Consider the following 20,046-nt stretch of genomic DNA (forward strand, 5'->3'; position numbering starts at 1 on the left):
GGTTCTTTTTATCCATAAATTCATTACAGACCCAAGTTCCCTCTCCTCTTAGGAGAGGGTTAGGGAGAGGTATTTGTTAAAATCCCTCATCCTAGCCTTTTAGCTGAGCCATATATGGCGCAAGAAAAGCAACTTATACTTTGAAAATAATGGAAATTTTAATTTTAACTTTCGCAAGATCTCTATTGCTGTTATTAAGCTTCAACCACTGGAATGCGTGTCGAATCGCGTTCAGCTTCTGATTTTGGTCTGATTTGACCGCGTACAGATGCAAACTGAATATGCGGATCATTTTGCTGTTCTGCTTTTGCATTCACGAAAGTGACAAAGCGTTTACGTACTTCAGGATCTTCTACAGCGGTACGCCATTCATCTTGATACGTACCGACTACATGGCTCATACGGCGTTCAAGTTCAGCCGCGACGCCAAGTGAGTCATTCACAACGACATCTTTCAGGTAATCTAAACCGCCTTCCATGTTGTCACGCCATACAGAAGTACGCTGCAAACGGTCAGCTGTTTGAATGTAGAACATAAAGAAACGGTCAATGTATTTGATCAAAGTTTGCGTATCTAAGTCTGATGCTAAAAGCTCTGCGTGACGCGGCTTCATACCGCCGTTACCGCATACATAAAGGTTCCAGCCTTTTTCTGTCGCAATCACGCCAACATCTTTACTTTGCGCTTCGGCACATTCTCGGGTACAGCCCGACACTGCCATTTTCAATTTGTGCGGTGAGCGAAGGCCCTTGTAACGGTTCTCTAAAAAAATCGCCAAGCCGACTGAATCATCCACGCCATAACGGCACCAAGTACTGCCGACACAAGATTTCACCGTACGCAGTGATTTGCCGTAGGCATGGCCAGACTCAAAACCGGCAGCAATCAATTTTTCCCAGATTTCCGGCAATTGATGCACTTGCGCGCCAAACATATCGACACGCTGACCGCCTGTCAGTTTGGTATATAGACCATATTCTTTGGCAATTTGACCCACGGCAATTAATCCATCCGGAGTAACTTCACCGCCAGCCATACGAGGTACTACTGAATATGAACCATCTTTTTGAATATTGCCGAGGTAGTAGTCATTACTGTCTTGCAAGCCCGCATGGCTTGGTTTAAGTACAAAGTCATTCCAGCATGAAGCTAGGATATTGGCTGCCGTCGGTTTACAGATATCACAGCCTAAACCATGACCATGCTGCTGAATCAGGTCATCAAAGGTTTTGATTTCGTTCACACGTACCAAGTGATAGAGCTCTTGGCGTGAATAAGCGAAGTGTTCACATAAATGGTTATTTACCGTTACACCTTGACGCTGAAGCTCAGATTTGAGTACTTGAGTGACTAATGGCGCACAGCCGCCGCACGCTGTTGCTGCTTTGGTGCATTTTTTCAATGCGCCTAAAGAGGTCGAACCATCTGCAATGGCTGAGCAAAGGTCTGCTTTAGAGACGTTGTTACATGAACAAATCGTTGCACTGTCTGGCAGCAGATCGACACCGCTACCGCCCGATTTACCAGCAGTTTGTGCATAGCCCGGCATGATTAAGCTTTCAGGGCTTTCTTGAACTTCTAAGCCATTCAGCATCATTTGCAGCAGGTCATTGTATTCTTTAGCACAGCCCACCAATACCGCGCCAAGCAGCTTCGTTTTTTCTGCATTCACGACAATTTTTTTATAGACCTGAGCCGCTTCATCTGCATAAAAATAGCTTAAGGAATTTGGCGTCATTGCATGCGCATCGCCTACAGATGCAACATCAACACCCATCAGTTTCAGCTTTGTGCTCATATCTGCACCAGCGAAAAGCGTGCAGTTTTGTTCCATCACATGCTTTGCTGCAATACGCGCCATGTCATAGCCTGGCGCAACCAGGCCATAAATTTTATTTTGCCAAAGCGCACATTCCCCAATGGCATAAATGTCAGGGTTTGACGTTTGGCAATAGTCATTAATCGCAATGCCGCCGCGCTCACCAATGGCTAAACCGCTTTGGCGCGCTAATTCATCGCGCGGGCGGATACCTGCAGAGAATAAGATGATGTCGGTTTCCAGTTCAGAACCATCACCAAACTTCATCACGTGCTTCGCATTTGCACCATCTTCAATGCAAGATGTTGCTTTTTGCGTATGGACTTTAACACCTAGATTTTCAATTTTAGAACGTAAAACTTTACCGCCTAGATCATCAATCTGAACTGCCATTAAGCGCGGTGCAAATTCGACAACATGGGTTTCTAAGTTTAAATCACGCAGCGCTTTTGCTGCTTCTAAACCCAATAAACCGCCGCCGATCACCACACCCGTTTTAGCATTCAGGCTTGCAGCACGGATGGCATCCAAGTCTTCAATGGTGCGGTACACAAAGCAATTTTCACGTTCATTGCCTGGAATGGGCGGCACAAAAGCGTATGAACCTGTTGCGAGCACCAGCTTGTCAAAAGAAAGAATATCACCGTGATTCGTCGTGACCGTTTTATTGCGCTGATCAATTTCAACTGCTTTGGTGCTCAGGCGTAAATCAATACCGTATGCATCAGCAAAGTCACTGCGGCACAGGGTTAAGTCTTTAGCCGATTTACCGCTGAAATATTCAGTTAAATGCACACGGTCATAAGCTAAGCGCGGCTCTTCAGCCAAAATGGTTAATTCAACCTCGTCACCTGCGTGTTCCAGTACAGATTCGATAAACTTGTGGCCTACCATGCCATGACCAATCATGATGATTTTCATATTCTTTCTCCGCAATATTTTTTTGTTTGCCTCTAAAGCGCTATGTTCTGTTTAGAGGCAACTTTCAGTATTAGTTTTGAGCTTCAGCTAAATTTCGTTCATTTACAGCTTGTTCAAATAGGCGCTGTTCTTTTTCTTTATGCTCTACAGAGAAGCGGATCATCAGTACACAGCTGGCTGCAATCACCACCAAACCGCCAAGCACCATCAGCGTGGTTTGAATATCCAGCATGCCTTTAAGCAAGAAGCCTGCAGCCACTGCACCGACGTTGCCGCCTGCGCCGATAATGCCTGCCACACCGCCTAAAGCATCACGGTCAATGAATGGCACCAAGGCATAAGTAGCACCGCAGGCCATGTGGGTGAAGAGCGCAAAGACTGTCATGGCAAGAATGGCGAAGATTGGCGTGCTCATTTGCGAGAACAGAATTAAAAACAGCCCTTCGAGCAGAATCATCGCAAACAGAACTTTGGTACGGCCATCCAAGCCTTTGGTGGTCGCGACTTTGTCTGAAACAATGCCGCCCAGCGCGCGGGCAAACAGTGCCAACAAACCAAAGATCCCTGCTGCCATGCCGGCTTCTTTTAATCCGAATTGGAAATTGTCGACGTAATACAGCGCAATAATGTTGTGAATAAAGATTTCAATGCCAAAGCATGCTGCGTAAGCGCCAAATAAAATCCATACGCGATAGTTACGCGCAGCGTGCATGAGAATGGCCACACCGCCTTTTTTATCTGAACCGACCGCAACGCCTTGTTCACGCAGTTCTTTAAAGTTGCCTTGCGGGCAGTCTTGGGTAAATTTCCAATACAGCGCGCCTACGATCAGCATCATCACTCCCGGTACAATCAGCGCTATGCGCCAGCCCATCGCTTGCTCTACACCAAACATAACGAGTGCGCCAAGCAGTAAAGGCATGAGGGCTTGAGTTGCACCGCCGCCTGCATTGCCCCAGCCTGCTGTTGCCGCATTGGCTGTACCGACCACATTAGGCGCAAACATAATGCTGGTATGGTATTGCGTGATGACAAAGCTTGCGCCGATCGCACCGATCAGCAAGCGGAAAAAAAGAAAAGATTCATAGCTATTGGCAGAGGCCACACCAAAGACTGGGATACTGCCGACAATTAATAATGCTGTATAGGTTTTACGCGGGCCGTACTTATCACATAAAGGGCCAACGATCAGACGGACTAAAATGGTGATCGCAACCGCAGCAATATTAATATTGGCGATTTGATCTTTCGTGAGGTGAAATTCGCCTGCAATCACTGGCATTAAGGGTGCACAGGCAAACCATGCAAAGAAGCAAACAAAGAATGCGAGCCAACTCATGTGGAAGGCCCGCATTGCTGATGAAGAAAAATTAAATAGACTTATTTTTGTGGCTTTTTTGGCATTTAAATTTGAAGACATAACCTTCTCCTGACTGAACTGAACGCATGAATTACTCGGTTATGTCGCTAACACATAACAGAGTCGATCAGAACGGACGTCGTTGGCCGTCTAACAAATTTTTAGAGTCTTCTTTGACTCAATATGTATTAAGCACGAGACGTGCCAAGTTTCTATTTTCGACTTCAATTTCATCTATACATTCAGGCTTAGAGCGCCGAACTGTCAGAAATTAAGCAAATTAAGATAAATATGTAGTCAATGTGCCTATAGAGATGCGGCTGAATGTTCAAGCATGGTTCAGCCCTGCACAAGATCAGTGCATGGTAATGGTTCAATTTAAAAATGTGCATATAACTATGCTCAAACATAGAAGCAGATTTAAATTTTGTATTGCCTTTAGATTTGGCATTTAATTTGCTTGGCAAGCTCAATACATATTTGTTTGGCTCTGTCTGAGCGTTTGCATGCCAAAACTAAAAATAGCCCTGATTGATGATGATCAAGAACGCGCTGAATTTATTCAAGCCTCGTTAATTCAGCATGACTTTGATGTGGTCGCCAGTTTCATGATTGATCATTTGAATATGTCATATCTGCAAAATATTCAGGCAGATGTGATTTTATTGGATATGGATCATCCGCATCGCGATGTCATTGAAAGCTGTGTCAGCCAATTTGACCTACCGACTGTTCTATTCACTAAAAATTCGAGTCTCGAAATTATCCGAAGCGCGATTGATGCAGGTGTGACGGCTTATATTGTCGATGGTATTGACCCTGCACGTTTGAATAGCATTTTAGAAATTTCGATTGAACAATATAAAAAGCATAAAAAACTGCTGAATGATTTGGCTGAAACCAAGTGCAAACTGGCAGATCGAAAAGATATTGAAAAAGCCAAAGTACTTTTAATACAAATGCATGGTTTAACCGAAGATCAAGCATTTAATTTGCTGAGAAAAAATGCCATGAGTCACCGTATGACAATGGGTGAAATGGCGCGCCGACTGCTTGATGCGCAAGCGCTGTTACAGTCTCAATTTAAGGAATAGACCATGCAAAAGCTTGAAAAAACTGATATTCAATTGGGCTATATTCCTTTACTGGACTGTGTTGCTTTGCTCTGGGCAGAACATCAAGGATATTTTGCTGAACAAGGGTTGAATGTCACACTGACTCAAGAACCGTCTTGGGCAAGTTTACGCGACCGTCTGGCTTTTGGCTTTTTAGATGCGGCGCACTGTTTATCGGCCATGCTGCCAGCATCTGTGACGGGCAAAGACCATCTCGGCATTCCCTTACAAACCTCTCTTACACTCAGTACTAATTGTGCTTATATTAGTTTGAGTCAAAAGCTGTGCTATGAATTAAATATCCATGCATTAGATCTACCAAAAAATTCAGCAGAGAAAATTGCATCGGCGATAAAACAGAATCAAACGATTCAGTTGGCGCATGTTTTTCAGCATTCGATTCATCATTATATTTTAAGAGAATGGCTGGCACTTGCCGACACGGAACTCGCTCAAACGCAGACCTTTTCAACTCTTCCACCGCCTTATATGGTGGAAGCTATATCAACGCAACGAATTGATGGATTCTGTGTCGGAGAGCCGTGGAATACGCAAGCTGAAATACAAGGCTATAGTCGTATTATCGTCAATAGCCAAGATATTATTGATCATATTCCTGATAAGGTTTTGGCTTTTACCCATGATTGGGCAGAAAAACATCCCAATACCTTAAAGGCAATCAATTTTGCCATCCAAAAAGCCCAAAACGATCTGCTTCAACAAACCCATTTTTCTGAAATATTTTCTTTGTTAAAGCAATATCACATCATCCGTTTTGATTGTTCTGAGCAGATTCACGTCGAGGCTTTTCATCGGATCAAAAGCATCATTCAAAATTTTGGCAAGAACCAAGCACCACATACGTCAGATTTTGAATGGATGATTCAAAAAATGCAGCAATATGATCAATTAAATATTGAAGATGAAAAGGTTTTTGAAATAGCTCAGTCTTGTATTTATCAGGATGCTTTGGGCTGAAGTGATTGATATTCCATAAGACCCTATCATCTGAATAGTGGATCTTGTGTTACATCGACCATGAAACCTTGATTAGTTATGCATCTGCATCGATGGCGCGCAAATCGATATTTTCTTCAACGAAGACTTCACGAATGCAATCCAGTATCTTTGGAATGTAATTACTATGATCCATATTGCGCACCGACAAAGAAATTGGACTATAGGCTTCCAAATCTAATATTGGGATGTAGATCAAATTTTTCATGCCAATATCACTGGCACTTTCAGGAATCAGGGAAATGCCCTCTCCCGACGCCACTAAGCCCAAAGCCATATGAATTTCACGCACTTCGGTTAAATGTTTAGGTACAAGTCCTAATTCGGTAAATATCGATTGAATGAGAGTGGAAAAATTCGGTTTCGGTGTCGTTGGGTAAGCAAAAATTGATTCATCTAAAATTTGAGAAAGATAAATGCCTTTGTCTTTAAATTCAGCCAAATGATGGTTTTTATGAATAGCTAAACGTAGCGCTTCTTTTCTTAATAAAACACGTTTAATGGACGGATCGGTTAATCGAAGTCGTCCAAAACCAATATCAATTCGACCGGTTTTTAAGGCTTCAATCTGATCACGTGTGCCACATTCTATGAGTTCAACATGAATATCTGGGTTACGTTGTCGAAATAAATAGATAATTTGCGGCAATAATGCGTATAAAAGCGAACTGACATAACCAATGCGGACAGTTTTATCGACGGCATTAATTCGCTGTGCCATGGTTGTGGCCTGGGCGGTATGCGTCAATATTTGCACAGCATGCTCATAAAAGAACATACCGGCTTCTGTGGTTTTCACGGGTCTAGAACCACGCTCAAACAAGGTAATGCCCAGCTCTTCTTCAAGCTTTTGAATTTGGCGGCTCAAAGGCGGCTGAGCAATACATAATTTTTCTGCTGCCTTGGTAATACTTTGTTCTTCAACCACAGTGACAAAGTAACGTAAGTGCCTTAATTCCATTTATATACCTTTTAAGTATCTAAAAATACCAAAATCGCTCTAGTTAAAGATATTACATTAAATTAGGGTATATAAATAGTTGGATAGATAAGAAATACGCAAGATGTATAAGTCGATTGAAACCCTGCTCGTGGAAATCCCAACAATCCGTCCGCACAAGATGGCTGTTGCAACCATGCAAACGCAAACCCTTGTTTTGATTAAAATCACCACCGAAGATGGTTATATCGGTTGGGGTGAAGCGACAACGATTGGTGGTCTAGGCTATGGTGAAGAAAGCCCTGAAAGCATTCGTACCAATATTGAAACTTATTTTAGTCCTTTACTGAAAACTCTCACTGGTTTGAATGTTGCTCAAACCATGCAAGCCATTAAACGTAATATTAACGGCAACCGCTTTGCTAAATGTGCCATTCAAACGGCGCTACTCGATATTTTGGCGCAGCGTTTAAATCTGCCTTTAAGTGAAGTATTGGGCGGCCGTTTACGTGACAGCTTACCTGTTCTTTGGGTACTTGCGTCTGGCAATACGGAAAAAGACATTGCCGAAGCACAAAAAATGATTGCGACAAAACGACATAATATTTTCAAACTTAAAATCGGTTCACGTCCAGTTGAAGCTGATGTTGAGCATGTTTTAGCCATTAAAAAAGCATTAGGTTCAGACATTTCTATACGTGTGGATGTCAACCGTGCATGGTCTGAATTAGATGCCATTAAAGGCATTCAATTGTTACAAGATGGTGGTGTTGATCTGATTGAGCAGCCTTGTGCAATTGATAACATTGACGCGATGCGCCGTTTAACTCGTCGTTTTGATATAGCCATTATGGCAGATGAATCATTGATGGGTCCGCAAACGGCATATCAACTTGCGCGGCACAATTCTGCCTCTGTTTTTGCAGTCAAAGTTGCACAGTCTGGCGGTTTAATCGAAGGCTGTGAGGTTTCTAAAATCGCCAAACTTGCGGGTATCGATTTATATGGTGGGACCATGCTTGAAGGCCCTGTGGGCACTATTGCATCGGCACATGCATTTTCTACATTTGACAATTTAGCTTATGGCACAGAGCTTTTTGGTCCATTGCTGTTAACTGAAGAAATTTTAAAAACCCCACTTCAATATCAAGATTTCGAACTCAAGATTCCAACCACGGCAGGTTTAGGGATTGAAATTGATGAAAACAAAATTGATGACTTACGTCGCAAATAACATTTAGCTAGGAGTAAGAAATGCTTTTCCAAGTACGCATGGATGTCAATATTCCATTAGATATGCCAGTCGAAAAAGCCAATGAAATTAAAGCTGTAGAAAAGGCTTATTCACAAGATCTACAACGTCAAGGTAAATGGCGTCATATCTGGCGCATTACTGGTCAATATTCAAATATCAGTATTTTTGATGTTGAAAGTAATGAAGAGCTACACAACATTTTACAAGGGTTGCCCCTTTACCCGTATATGAATATTGAAGTTATGGCTTTAAATCGTCATCCCTCTTCTGTTCGTAGTGATGACAGCTGATGCGATTGGATTTCAATTGTGTAGCACATGATTGGAACCCATTTTCTGCATTTTTAAGTTTTTAAATATTTGAAATAGAAGATTATCTGCCTTGCATGACTAAAGTGGTTAGTCAGGTAAATAGTTTTATCGTTCTTGATGAAGGATCGTAGCATGATTGATAAAAGTACCGCTTCATTAACAGAAGCACTTTCTCAAATTAAGGATGGATCAACCATTATGATCGGCGGCTTCGGCACGGCTGGTCAGCCTGCTGAACTGATTGATGGCCTGATAGAACTTGGGATCAACGATCTAATCATCGTCAATAACAATGCAGGTAATGGTGACTATGGACTGGCTAAGTTACTCAAAGCCGGTGCTGTCCGTAAGATGATCTGTTCTTTCCCTCGCCAATCCGACTCTTGGGTGTTCGATGAATTATATCGTGCAGGAAAGATAGAACTTGAGCTTGTACCGCAAGGTAACTTGGCTTGCCGTATTCAAGCTGCAGGTATGGGTTTGGGTCCAATTTATACACCAACAGGTTTCGGTACATTGCTAGCAGAAGGTAAACCTACCCTCCATTATGAAGGCAAAGATTTTGTTCTCGAAAATCCAATTAAAGCCGATTTTGCTTTAATCAAAGCACATCAAGGCGACCGCTGGGGCAACTTGGTCTACAACAAATCAGCGCGTAATTTTGGCCCCATTATGGCCATGGCGGCAGATGTGACGATTGCTCAAGTCTCAGAAGTGGTTGAACTTGGTGCATTGGACCCAGAGCACATTATTACCCCTGGTATTTTTGTACAACATGTTGTGGCTGTTCAACCTGCACAGCTTGAGCAATCTGCATAAATCACGTGAGGAAAGAACCATGAGCTATACCAAATTAACCCGTGATCAAATTGCTGAACGTGTTGCACAAGATATTCCAGATGGTGCTTATGTCAATTTAGGCATTGGCTTACCCACTAAAATTTCAAATTATTTACCAACAGACAAAGATGTGTTTCTACATTCAGAAAATGGCCTTTTGGCTTTTGGTCCTCCTCCGGCTAAAGGTGAAGAAGACCCTGAATTAATTAATGCAGGAAAAGAGTTTGTCACTATGCAGACGGGTGGCTGCTTTTTTCACCATGGCGACTCTTTTGCCATGATGCGTGGCGGTCATTTAGATATTGCAGTACTAGGCGCTTTTCAGGTTGCCCAAAATGGTGACTTAGCAAATTGGCATACTGGTGCGCCTGATGCAATTCCAGCTGTAGGTGGTGCAATGGATTTGGCTGTTGGGGCGAAAAAAGTCTTTATTACTACAGACCATGTGACCAAAAAAGGTGAACCGAAAATTGTCGCTGAATTGTCATACCCTGCGACAGGCCTGCAATGTGTCGATCGTATTTACACAGATCTGTGCGTCATTGATGTGACGGTTGAAGGCATGAAAGTCATTGAAAAAGTTGAGGGCTTGAGCTTTGACGAATTACAGTCAATGACAGGTGCAAAGCTGATTGATGCGACAGCTTAAAGCAAAGAGTCCCTCCTTGATTAAAGGAGGGATTTAGGGAGGATTAATATTAAAAAATTAACTTCCTGTAAATCCCTCCCAACCTCCCATTAAAAGGGAGGAGCTGAGTTTTTAGGATTTATAAAATGAAAAATGCCTATATTATCGATGCAATCCGCACCCCTTTCGGTCGCTATGCTGGCGGTTTGGCAGCAGTGCGTACCGACGACCTCGGTGCCTTACCCATTAAGGCACTGATGCAGCGAAATCCAAGTATTGCTTGGGAGTCAGTTGATGACGTGATTTACGGCTGCGCGAACCAAGCCGGTGAAGATAACCGTAATGTTGCACGAATGTCGTCCCTACTTGCAGGTGTACCTTTTCAAGTTCCTGCTACAACTGTAAACCGACTTTGTGGTTCATCACTTGATGCCATTGCGATGGCAGCCCGTGCAATTAAGGCAAATGAAGCAGACTTAATTATTGCTGGCGGTGTTGAAAGTATGTCCCGTGCGCCCTTTGTGATGGGTAAATCGGAAAGTGCTTATGGACGCAGCCAAAAGATTGAAGACACCACCATGGGCTGGCGTTTTATCAATCCAATACTCAAGCAAATGTATGGCGTGGAAACCATGCCTCAAACCGCTGAAAATGTGGCAGAACAATTCAATATTAACCGTGCTGATCAAGATGCTTTTGCCTTAGAAAGTCAGCGCCGTACAGCTGCTGCACAAGCCAATGGTTTTTTTGAGAAAGAAATCATCCCTGTAGTCATTCCACAGCGTAAAGGCGACCTACTAATAGTCAATACAGATGAACATCCACGCGCATCGACGACAGCAGAAGGTTTGGCAAAACTCAAACCTGTGGTGAAAGCAGATGGGACGGTCACTGCGGGCAATGCTTCAGGAATCAATGATGGTGCAGCTGCTCTGCTGATTGCTTCAGATGATGCTATCAACAAATTTAAGTTAAAGCCACGGGCCAAAATTATTGCGGCAACGGTGGTGGGTGTTGAACCCAAAATCATGGGCTTTGGTCCTGCGCCTGCCATCAAAAAGCTGTTAGCTCAAACAGGTCTAAGCCTTGAACAAATGGATGTAATCGAGCTGAATGAAGCTTTTGCGGCTCAAGCCTTAGCGGTTACCCGTGAATTAGGTTTAGAAGATGGTGCTAAACATGTTAATCCAAACGGTGGTGCTATTGCTTTGGGTCATCCATTAGGTGCATCTGGAGCACGTTTAGTCACAACTGCATTAAATCAGCTTGAGGAAATTTCAGGTCAATATGCCCTCTGTTCGATGTGCATTGGTGTCGGTCAAGGCATAGCTTTGATTATTGAACGTGTTTAATCCTCAATAAAAGTCCACCTTATCAAAGGGGGGATTTAGGGGGATTTATAAAATTAAGGATTCAAAATATGCCTACATTCATATCCAATGATGCAACGATTAATTACGCAACTTTTGGTGACCACACACGACCAGCGATTGTCTTTTCTAATTCTTTAGGCACAAAGTTCAGCATGTGGCAGCCTCAGATAGAGGCACTACAGCAGGATTATTTTGTGATTTGTTATGATACACGTGGTCATGGTGCATCTTCTGCCCCTCAAGGGCCATATAGCCTTGATCAATTGGGTACAGATGTCATCCATTTATTGGATCATTTAAATATTCAACAAGCCACATTTTGTGGAATATCGATGGGTGGTTTAACAGGCCAGTGGCTTGCAATACATCATCCTGAACGCTTTAACCATGTCATTGTATGCAATACCGCTGCAAAAATTGGGCAAGAATCAGCTTGGAATGAACGTGCACAGTTAGTCCGTCAACAAGGTCTGAAACCAATTGCAGAAACGGCAGCATCACGATGGTTTACAGAACCCTTTATCCAAAGTAACACGGCAACTGTACAATCTTTGAGTAACGACCTCGGAGCTGGCAGCCCAGAAGGTTATGCAAGTTGTTGTGAAGCTTTGGCTAAAGCGGATTTACGCAATGAAATCTCGTCTATCCGCATACCGGTATTGATTATTGCAGGTCAACAAGACCCTGTAACTACAGTTGCAGATGGTCAATTCATGCAAGAACGCATTGCAAATAGCCAATTATTTGAAATTAATGCATCGCATATTTCAAACATTGAACAGCCTAATGCATTTAACCAAGCACTCATCTCTTTTATCAGTGCTTAAATCCTGCATGCTGTTCACAGTTTTTCGTTAAAATCGTTTTTTAAAATAAAGCCCAAATTGATTAGGGCTTTATGTTATATGTATTGAAAGTTTTAGGTCCTTTGCAACTCATTGACTGCTGCACCGCGTAAACTGAGCCAGTCAGAACGACGTTTAAATAATGCAGGTGCGGCAAAATTAATTTGGTCAATAAATTGTTGTAAGTCTGCATTAAGCAGTTGACCATTTTTGACCAAAACTTTTCCTGCAACCATCGTCATTACGACATCTTGGCCCTGAACAGCATGTACCAAGTTCGTATGTAAATTAAATAAACTGCCTTGGCTGATTAAAGGTGTCATGCGTGGTGTAGCGGTATTTACCACGATTAAATCTGCCTGCTTACCGACTTCAATTGAACCAATTTGCTGCTCAAGTCCCAAAGCACGCGCTCCATCACGAGTTGCCATTTGACAAACTGACCATGAATCTAAAGCGGCTGCATCTAGATTTGAAAACTTAGCCAATAACGAAGCTGTTTTCATTTCCTCAAATAAATCTAAATTGTTATTTTCCTTTTCACCATCTGTACCTAAACCCACTGCAACGCCTTGTTTGAGCATTTGAGTCACAGGTGCAGCGCCTGAGGCTAGTTTCATATTTGAAATCGGGTTATGTGCAACCCCAACGTCATAATGTTTAAGCAGCTGAATTTCGTCATCATCTAACCATACACAATGTGCCAGCAAGCATTTTGGCACATCGAGCATGCCTAATTTTTCAAGGGTTTGAACAGGCCGCATGCCGTAACGTTTCAGATTTTCCACGACATCAAATTTGCTTTCGTTACTATGGGTATGAAATCCAGTTTGATAGTCCTGACACATTTTTTGGATGCGACCTAAGGCCAGATCTTCTGCGTAGAATAAATGTTCTAGCCCCACCCAGACCTGAATACGACCTTCTGCTCGCATGTGCCATCGTTTAATGAGCGCTTCATTGCTATCTAGTGTTTCAAAATAATTATGGTCTGGATGTTCTGCGACATACGGAACCAATACAGCTCGGATCCCTAAGTCTTCGGCTGCTTCTGCGCTGCCATCCATATAGCGCCACATATCAACTATCGTAGTCGTCCCTGACAGTAGTGCTTCGGCATAGCATAAATAAGAAGCCAATTTTGCATCTTCGGGTAATAACACTCGGTGCATGGGATCAATAAATTGTTGTAACCAGTCCCAAACCGGTAAGCCTTCCGCGGTGCCGCGAAGTAAGCCCGAATGACAATGTGTATTGATTAAACCGGGCATCAACAAGCCATTGGGAAAATGCTCATGTATGGCATCTGGAAACTGCTTTAAAAGCTCTTCTCGCTTCCCAATTGCTTGAATCACTTGGCCTTTGACTAATACTGCCCCATCTTGAATATAGTCTAAGGACGAATTCATGGTTAATACATGGCCTGCACTCAGTAATTTCATTCTTTTGCTCCTTTAAAGATTGTGTTATTGGCCAAAATTAAGGGCTGAAGGTTTTCCCAAGTGAAGCTGGTAAATTCAGTTTTAGATGTTTTTTATTACGAGAAATCAGCACTAAAACCACAATTGTTGCCACATATGGAAGTGCAGAAAGCAATTCATTTGGCACATTTAAACCTAATGCTTGAGCATGGAACTGAAGGATCGTCACGCCACCAAATAGATAGGCTCCGAGCATTAAACGGGTCGGTTTCCATGTTGCAAAGACCACCAAGGCAATCGCAATCCAACCACGGCCTGCCACCATGTTCTCAATCCACATCGGGGTATAGACTGTCGATAAAAATGCGCCACCTACTCCAGCCATAGCACCACCAAAAAGAACCGCACAGTAGCGAATCGCTAAGACGTTATAGCCCATAGCATGCGCACTTTCTGGTGACTCGCCCACCGCTTTTAGTAACAGACCGAGGCGAGTTTTTGTGAGTACCCACCAAATAATCACAAACGCCAACATGGACAAATACACAACATAGTTATGCTGAAATAAAATAGGCCCTAAGACAGGTATTTCGCTTAAAAGCGGGATGTCTAAACCCTGTAAGCCGGGCAATGCCATGCTCACGTAGTTTTGTCCTATAAATGCTGAAATTCCGATACCGAAAATTGTGAGTGCTAAACCGCAAGCGGACTGGTTAGTACTTAAAGAGAGGGTAAAAAATGCAAAAATCAGTGCCATCAATGTGCCTGCAAGGCCACCGACCATTAAGGCACTTGCCACACTCGCATCGTACTGTGCAGCGAAGGCAAAGCCAGCGATAGCACCAACCAACATCATACCTTCTACACCGAGGTTTATGACTCCTGTCCGTTCTGCGACTAATTCACCAAGACCTGCAAAAATGAGTGGCGTTGCTGCGGCGATCGTGCCAGCTAAAATGGCTGTAATTTCAATGCTCATACATTTCTCCTCAATCTAAGCCGTAGTCGCTTGACGATCTGTCAGCGTTTTATTTTTTTTCGGTGCAAAACGATAGCGGTTTTCAATCAAGGCATCTGAAGCTAAAAGGAAAAATAACAATAAGCCTTGGAAGATACCTGTAATCGCAACCGGAAGTTGCAGCTGCATTTGTGCCATTTCCCCACCCAAATAAATCAGTGCCATCAATAAACCTGAAAGTACGATTCCAATTGGGTTTAAACGACCTAAATACGCCACAATAATGGCCGCATAACCATAGCCCGGAGAAATGTTTGGATTTAACTGTCCAATAGGCCCTGCAACTTCACAGATGCCAGCAATCCCCGCCATCAATCCAGATAAACCTAAACTGAGCCAAATGGCCTTTTTAGATGAAAACCCTGCATATTTCGCTGCCAATGGTGCTTGCCCACTAACTTCTAGTTTGTATGCAGTTAAACTTTTACGGATAAAAATCCAAAATATCACCACGGCAATGATCATGATGAAAATAGATGCATTGACTCGAGTCCCTTCCCAAATTAAGGGCAATGTCGCAGACTCACTGAACATGACCGATTGAGGAAAATTCATGCCATCAGGATCACGCCATGGTCCATTGACCAGATACAACAGAACGAATAAGGCCACATAATTCATCATGAGCGTGGTCAGGGTTTCTTCAGCATTAAAGTGCGTTTTGAGTAATGCAGGAATGAGTCCCCACAATGCGCCACCAATTGCTCCCATCAGCACCATGAGCGGCAATATCCACCAGCCCATTTGTTCGTGAAATAGAATCGCGATTCCGCCACCAAAAATAGCACCCATGGTCAGCTGACCTTCGGCCCCGATGTTGAATAATTTGGCACGAAAACCAATGGCTAAACCCAACGCAATTAAAATCAGGGGTGAAGCTTTAATCGCAAGTTCACTTAAGCTATAGATCGAGGTTAAAGGCTCGATAAAAAAGATGTACAGCGCATTGAGTGGATCAACACCTAAAGCTAAAAATAACAGACTGCCCACAACCAACATTGCCAAAAGCGCAATAATCGGAGACAGCCATTTCATCATTTGAGAGGGATGCTCTCTAGGTTCTAATAAATGCATGGATTTATCCTTTCATTGCTAGGCATGTGCTTGATTCAGAGAAATTTCTGTAGAGTTTGTAGTATTGGCAATACCCGACATCAACAGCCCGATTTGCTCGGCATTGGTATCCGTGGTTTTCATCGGTTTTGACAGTTGCCCTGCGGCAAGTACGCAAATTCTGTCGCTAATCTCAAACAGTTCTTCTAATTCTTCAGAGATCACCAATATTGCAACCCCTTGTCGTGATAGATCGATCAGGGTTTGTCGAATAAACATCGCTGCGCCTACATCAACGCCCCATGTTGGTTGCGATACAATCAGCACTTTGGGGTTTTGTAGAATTTCACGTCCGACAATGAATTTCTGTAAATTCCCGCCCGAAAGTGACCGAGCTTCAGCATCAGCACCTGAAGCTTTGACGCCGAACTTTTCAATACACTGCTCTGCAAAGGCGCGCATTTTTGTAAAATTGATTAGACCCCAATCGCTTAATTCTTTACGAAAAGCGGTTAATAAACCGTTTTGTGACAGCGTCATATTTGGAACAGCACCTCGTCCCAAACGCTCTTCTGGTACAAAGCCCAACCCTTGATCACGGCGCAGTCCTGCACTTTGCAGTGAAATATCGACACCTTGAAAAACAATGCTGCCTTTTGCGGAAACTTGCTCACCTGAAAGTAAAGACAGTAGTTCCGCTTGGCCATTGCCCGAAATACCTGCAATTCCTAAAATTTCACCGCCATACAAATCCAGTTGGATATGTTTAAGCGATACCCCAAATGGATCTTCCGATTCGTAATTCAAATCATCGACAGAGAAAAGCTGTTGTTTCTGACCTGAAAAATCCACATGTTGGTAGGTTGGCAAATCTCGACCAATCATTAAACGCGCTAAATCACTGGTTGATTGATCTTTTGGATAGACATGTCCTGTCACCAGACCGTTTCTTAAGATCGTCGCTTCATCACAAAGTTCTTTAATTTCATGTAATTTATGACTGATATATAAAATAGATACGCCCTGAGAAGCCAATAATTTCAAGGTTTTAAATAATTGCTTGACCGCCTGAGGTGTGAGTACCGATGTCGGCTCATCTAAAATGATTAAGGATGGATTTTGTAATAAACAGCGAATAATTTCGACGCGTTGACGCTCACCCACTGACAAAGAAAAGACTTCACGTCGTGGGTCTACACGTAATCCATATTGTTCAGACACGGCAACGATACGTTCATGCAATTGTTTTAAATCTACTTTTTCGTCGAGTCCCAACAGAATATTTTCAGCAACGGTTAAGGTTTCAAATAGTGAAAAATGTTGATAAACCATACCAATACCCAGCTTTCTTGCGGCTGATGGGCTATCAATATTGACCTCTTTGCCATTCCAAATGACTTGGCCTTCATCTGCACGTGTTGCGCCATAAATGATCTTCATCAGGGTACTTTTACCCGCACCGTTTTCTCCCAAAATGGCGTGGATTGCACCGGGCTGAACCGTTAAATGAATTTGATGATTGGCTTTGAGTGAGTTATAGCTCTTACAAATATTAATGAGCTCAAGACGAGGAATGACATTTTTATGCTCAGCTCGATCGAATGGGTTTGCAGGTTCTTGTTGAAATGCATTCATAACTTAAGCTCTCTTCAACGTAAATATATAGGACCAAAAGTGAGATGCACTTTTGGTCACAGCTTGAATGTTTCAAAATTATTTAGGTAAAACCCCTTCTACGCCTTTCACGTAATAATTCATTTTGTTGAGATCAGCATCAGTCATGTTTTTACCTTGAGCGAGCGCTAAACTGCCATCTTGTTTATATACAGGGCCTGCAAATGGATGTAATTTTCCAGTTTGAATTGCGGTTTGTACGCCTAAGGCTTTTTGCTTAACAGCAGGTGCTAAAAATGGTGCAAAGGCTTCAATTTTGACAGCGTTTTGTTTTACGCCATACCAGATTGCACTTGGTTTCCATGTTTTATTTGCGACTTGCTGCATGACTGGGGTATAGATTTTTTCCCAGTGCAACACTGAAGCCGCCAATTGAGCTTTAGGTCCAAACTTGCTCATATCTGAGTCCCAACCAAAGGCATATACGCCTTTTTGTTGTGCTGCTTGCACCACGGCTGGAGAATCCGTGTTTTGCATCAATACATCAGCTTTTTGAGAAATCAGCGCTAGAGCTGCATCACGTTCTTTGCCTGGGTTAAACCATGAATTGACCCAAATCACTTTGGTTTTAATTTTAGGATTGACGCTTTGTGCGCCACGGGTATAAGCATTGATATTGCGTATAACTTCTGGAATTGGAAATGAACCAACGACACCTAAGATGTTGCTTTTCGTTTGCTGTCCTGCGACAACGCCGAGCATGTATGCACCTTCATAAGTACGTACGTCATAAACCCCAAGATTTTTGCCTTGTTTATAACCTGTCGCATGCATAAAGACGGTATTTGGAAATTGTTTTGCCACTTTTTCCATTTGGTTCATATAACCAAAAGACGTCCCAAAAATAACTTTATTGCCCTGTTGCGCTAAATTTCGGATCACACGTTCGGCATCAGCGGTTTCAGGGACATTTTCAATATGTGTGGTTGTATATTTTCCAGCTAAGGCCTTTTGGGCTTTAATACGCCCCTGATCATGTGAATAGGTCCATCCATGATCACTGGTCGGGCCAATGTATACAAAGGCTGCTTTATCTGCGGCATGTAGCTGAGTCATCAAGCCTGCACCACAGAGACCTGCTGCGCTAAATATCAGTGCCATTTTTTTTAAACGGGTTACAAAGCTTTTCTGTTGCATCATTTCGTTCCACCTAAAACATTAAAAACTCGATCTAATTTATAAAAAACTAAAATTATTCTGCATAAATGCGATTTTCTATTTATAGTTAGCAAATATCGTTCCAATATTTATTTTAAAATAAAAATATATTTTAATTAAAATTACACGATTAAAATAAAGGTGAATTTATATATAAAATCGAATCCATGAATTTTATTTAAATGAATATTTTTTAATAACTAATCTTTTTTATATTGATCATAAAAAAAGCCCTATCGGGCTGAACCAAGGGCTATAAAAGGAAAGCAAGAAATTAGAATGAGAGATTAAGTGATTTTTTCCAGTACTGATTGTTCTTCTAGACTTAAGTCATAAGCTTGCTGATACATTTGTTCCATGTGTTCACCAGCCGTACAGGGTGCATAACGGTAAATTTCACCATCTTTCACCGTTCCTGGTAAGGCATTGATTGGCGTCATGTAATTCGGTCCATAAAAAAATGGAATCGAATACCGAGACTGACCTTTTGAAAATAAATTTCTAACACGATGGGGATTTGATTTGTACAGGTCATTACTCCAACGTGGGATCAGATCGCCTAAATTGACAATAAATGTATCTTTGATCGGTGGTGCTGCAACCCATGTCCCATCGGGTAAACAAACCTCCAGTCCGCCACATTCATCTTGCGCTAAAATCGTGATGGATCCCCAATCAGTATGCGCTCCAACGCCAAAGCTATATTCATCTGCACCGACAGGATGCGGTGGATAACAGAGCATTTTTAGGGTAATCATGGGGTCGATACAGCAATCATCAAAATAGCTTTCATCTAAAGACAAGGACAGTGCTAAGAGTTGCATAATGCGCTGTGCTAGGCCATTTAGCTGTGCAATATACTCCTGACAAAACTGTTCCATTTCAGGTACTTCAGCACTCGGCCATTGATTAATACCATAACCCTGATATTTGGCTAAAACATAGGGATGATCTGTAGGATAATTTTTAGCACAGTAGAAACCTTCCTTAATATCAGGCTTTGCGCTGTAGTCTGACTTTTGCGCTGCAAGCTGTTCAAAGCCCAGATGGCTATCATTCAAACTTTGATCATATTTAAGTTTGGTTCCCAATGGCAATGCAAAGATTTTAGCTGCCAATTCAAACTGACGTTGAATCAACGCAGATGATATTCCATGATTTTTTACATAGAAAAAACCTGAACTGGTTGCTGCCGCTCTTAACTTTTCTACTACATCCGAGATATTGGCTGAGGAAGGCTTCAATGCCTGCGCTAAATCAATTACGGGAATACTCATAATCACTCGACCTATGTAGA

General features: G+C 42.5%; 17 protein-coding genes. 8 read left to right on the top strand and 9 right to left on the bottom strand.

Going from position 1 to position 20,046, the window contains the following annotated elements:
- Positions 1-194: 194 nt before the first annotated feature.
- Together nirB and B1202_RS12195 are read right to left on the bottom strand one after the other, a co-directional pair.
- On the bottom strand, positions 195-2,741 hold the full coding sequence (nirB, locus tag B1202_RS12190; protein WP_078190880.1) for a nitrite reductase large subunit NirB: 2,547 nt from the start codon (positions 2,739-2,741) through the stop codon (positions 195-197).
- A gap of 70 nt (positions 2,742-2,811) precedes the next feature.
- Positions 2,812-4,161: an MFS transporter gene (locus B1202_RS12195; RefSeq protein WP_078190881.1), complete on the bottom strand. Its 1,350-nt coding sequence runs from the start codon at positions 4,159-4,161 to the stop codon at positions 2,812-2,814.
- Positions 4,162-4,607: 446 nt separating this feature from the next.
- On the opposite strand from B1202_RS12195, the gene B1202_RS12200 reads away from it, so the two are divergent.
- Both B1202_RS12200 and B1202_RS12205 read left to right on the top strand, forming a co-directional pair.
- Positions 4,608-5,195 (top strand): ANTAR domain-containing response regulator, encoded by a 588-nt coding sequence (locus B1202_RS12200; RefSeq protein WP_078190882.1) that lies wholly within the window; start codon positions 4,608-4,610, stop codon positions 5,193-5,195.
- A 3-nt stretch (positions 5,196-5,198) separates the two neighbouring features.
- On the top strand, positions 5,199-6,194 hold the full coding sequence (locus B1202_RS12205) for an ABC transporter substrate-binding protein (RefSeq protein ID WP_078190883.1): 996 nt from the start codon (positions 5,199-5,201) through the stop codon (positions 6,192-6,194).
- A 76-nt stretch (positions 6,195-6,270) separates the two neighbouring features.
- On the opposite strand, the gene catM is transcribed toward B1202_RS12205, so the two are convergent.
- Positions 6,271-7,194 (bottom strand): cis,cis-muconate-binding transcription regulator CatM, encoded by a 924-nt coding sequence (gene catM / locus B1202_RS12210; protein ID WP_078190884.1) that lies wholly within the window; start codon positions 7,192-7,194, stop codon positions 6,271-6,273.
- A gap of 103 nt (positions 7,195-7,297) precedes the next feature.
- Here catM and B1202_RS12215 point away from each other — a divergent pair, with 103 nt between their 5' ends.
- From B1202_RS12215 to pcaD, 6 genes are all read left to right on the top strand, one after another.
- Positions 7,298-8,407, top strand: a complete 1,110-nt coding sequence (locus B1202_RS12215; protein WP_078190885.1) for a muconate/chloromuconate family cycloisomerase — start codon at positions 7,298-7,300, stop codon at positions 8,405-8,407.
- A 20-nt stretch (positions 8,408-8,427) separates the two neighbouring features.
- Positions 8,428-8,718: a muconolactone Delta-isomerase gene (catC, locus tag B1202_RS12220; protein WP_078190886.1), complete on the top strand. Its 291-nt coding sequence runs from the start codon at positions 8,428-8,430 to the stop codon at positions 8,716-8,718.
- Between the two features lie 153 nt (positions 8,719-8,871).
- Positions 8,872-9,558 (top strand): 3-oxoacid CoA-transferase subunit A, encoded by a 687-nt coding sequence (locus B1202_RS12225; protein ID WP_078190887.1) that lies wholly within the window; start codon positions 8,872-8,874, stop codon positions 9,556-9,558.
- Positions 9,559-9,577: 19 nt separating this feature from the next.
- Positions 9,578-10,228 (top strand): 3-oxoacid CoA-transferase subunit B, encoded by a 651-nt coding sequence (locus B1202_RS12230; protein ID WP_078190888.1) that lies wholly within the window; start codon positions 9,578-9,580, stop codon positions 10,226-10,228.
- A 125-nt stretch (positions 10,229-10,353) separates the two neighbouring features.
- On the top strand, positions 10,354-11,559 hold the full coding sequence (gene pcaF, locus B1202_RS12235; protein ID WP_078190889.1) for a 3-oxoadipyl-CoA thiolase: 1,206 nt from the start codon (positions 10,354-10,356) through the stop codon (positions 11,557-11,559).
- 68 nt (positions 11,560-11,627) lie between these two features.
- The gene (pcaD, locus tag B1202_RS12240) at positions 11,628-12,407 is read left to right on the top strand and encodes a 3-oxoadipate enol-lactonase (RefSeq protein ID WP_078190890.1); all 780 of its coding nucleotides are present in this window, start codon (positions 11,628-11,630) and stop codon (positions 12,405-12,407) included.
- Between the two features lie 92 nt (positions 12,408-12,499).
- Here pcaD and B1202_RS12245 read toward each other — a convergent pair whose 3' ends face one another.
- The 6 genes from B1202_RS12245 to B1202_RS12270 form a co-directional block, all read right to left on the bottom strand.
- Positions 12,500-13,867 (bottom strand): amidohydrolase family protein, encoded by a 1,368-nt coding sequence (locus tag B1202_RS12245; RefSeq protein ID WP_078190891.1) that lies wholly within the window; start codon positions 13,865-13,867, stop codon positions 12,500-12,502.
- A gap of 37 nt (positions 13,868-13,904) precedes the next feature.
- Complete coding sequence (locus B1202_RS12250) at positions 13,905-14,825, bottom strand: ABC transporter permease (RefSeq protein ID WP_078190892.1); 921 nt, start codon at positions 14,823-14,825, stop codon at positions 13,905-13,907.
- 15 nt (positions 14,826-14,840) lie between these two features.
- Entirely contained in the window at positions 14,841-15,938 is a 1,098-nt protein-coding gene (locus B1202_RS12255; protein ID WP_078190893.1) for an ABC transporter permease, read from the bottom strand.
- Positions 15,939-15,956: 18 nt separating this feature from the next.
- Positions 15,957-17,552: an ABC transporter ATP-binding protein gene (locus B1202_RS12260; RefSeq protein ID WP_078190894.1), complete on the bottom strand. Its 1,596-nt coding sequence runs from the start codon at positions 17,550-17,552 to the stop codon at positions 15,957-15,959.
- Positions 17,553-17,630: 78 nt separating this feature from the next.
- A complete protein-coding gene (locus B1202_RS12265; protein WP_078190895.1) occupies positions 17,631-18,731 on the bottom strand; it encodes a BMP family ABC transporter substrate-binding protein in 1,101 nt (366 codons plus the stop codon).
- Between the two features lie 305 nt (positions 18,732-19,036).
- Positions 19,037-20,026 carry an isopenicillin N synthase family dioxygenase gene (locus tag B1202_RS12270; protein WP_078190896.1) on the bottom strand — a complete coding sequence of 330 codons (990 nt, stop codon included), beginning with the start codon at positions 20,024-20,026 and terminating at the stop codon, positions 19,037-19,039.
- Positions 20,027-20,046 lie beyond the last annotated feature (20 nt).

The organism is Acinetobacter amyesii, assembly GCF_002018365.1.
Taxonomy (GTDB): domain Bacteria; phylum Pseudomonadota; class Gammaproteobacteria; order Pseudomonadales; family Moraxellaceae; genus Acinetobacter; species Acinetobacter amyesii.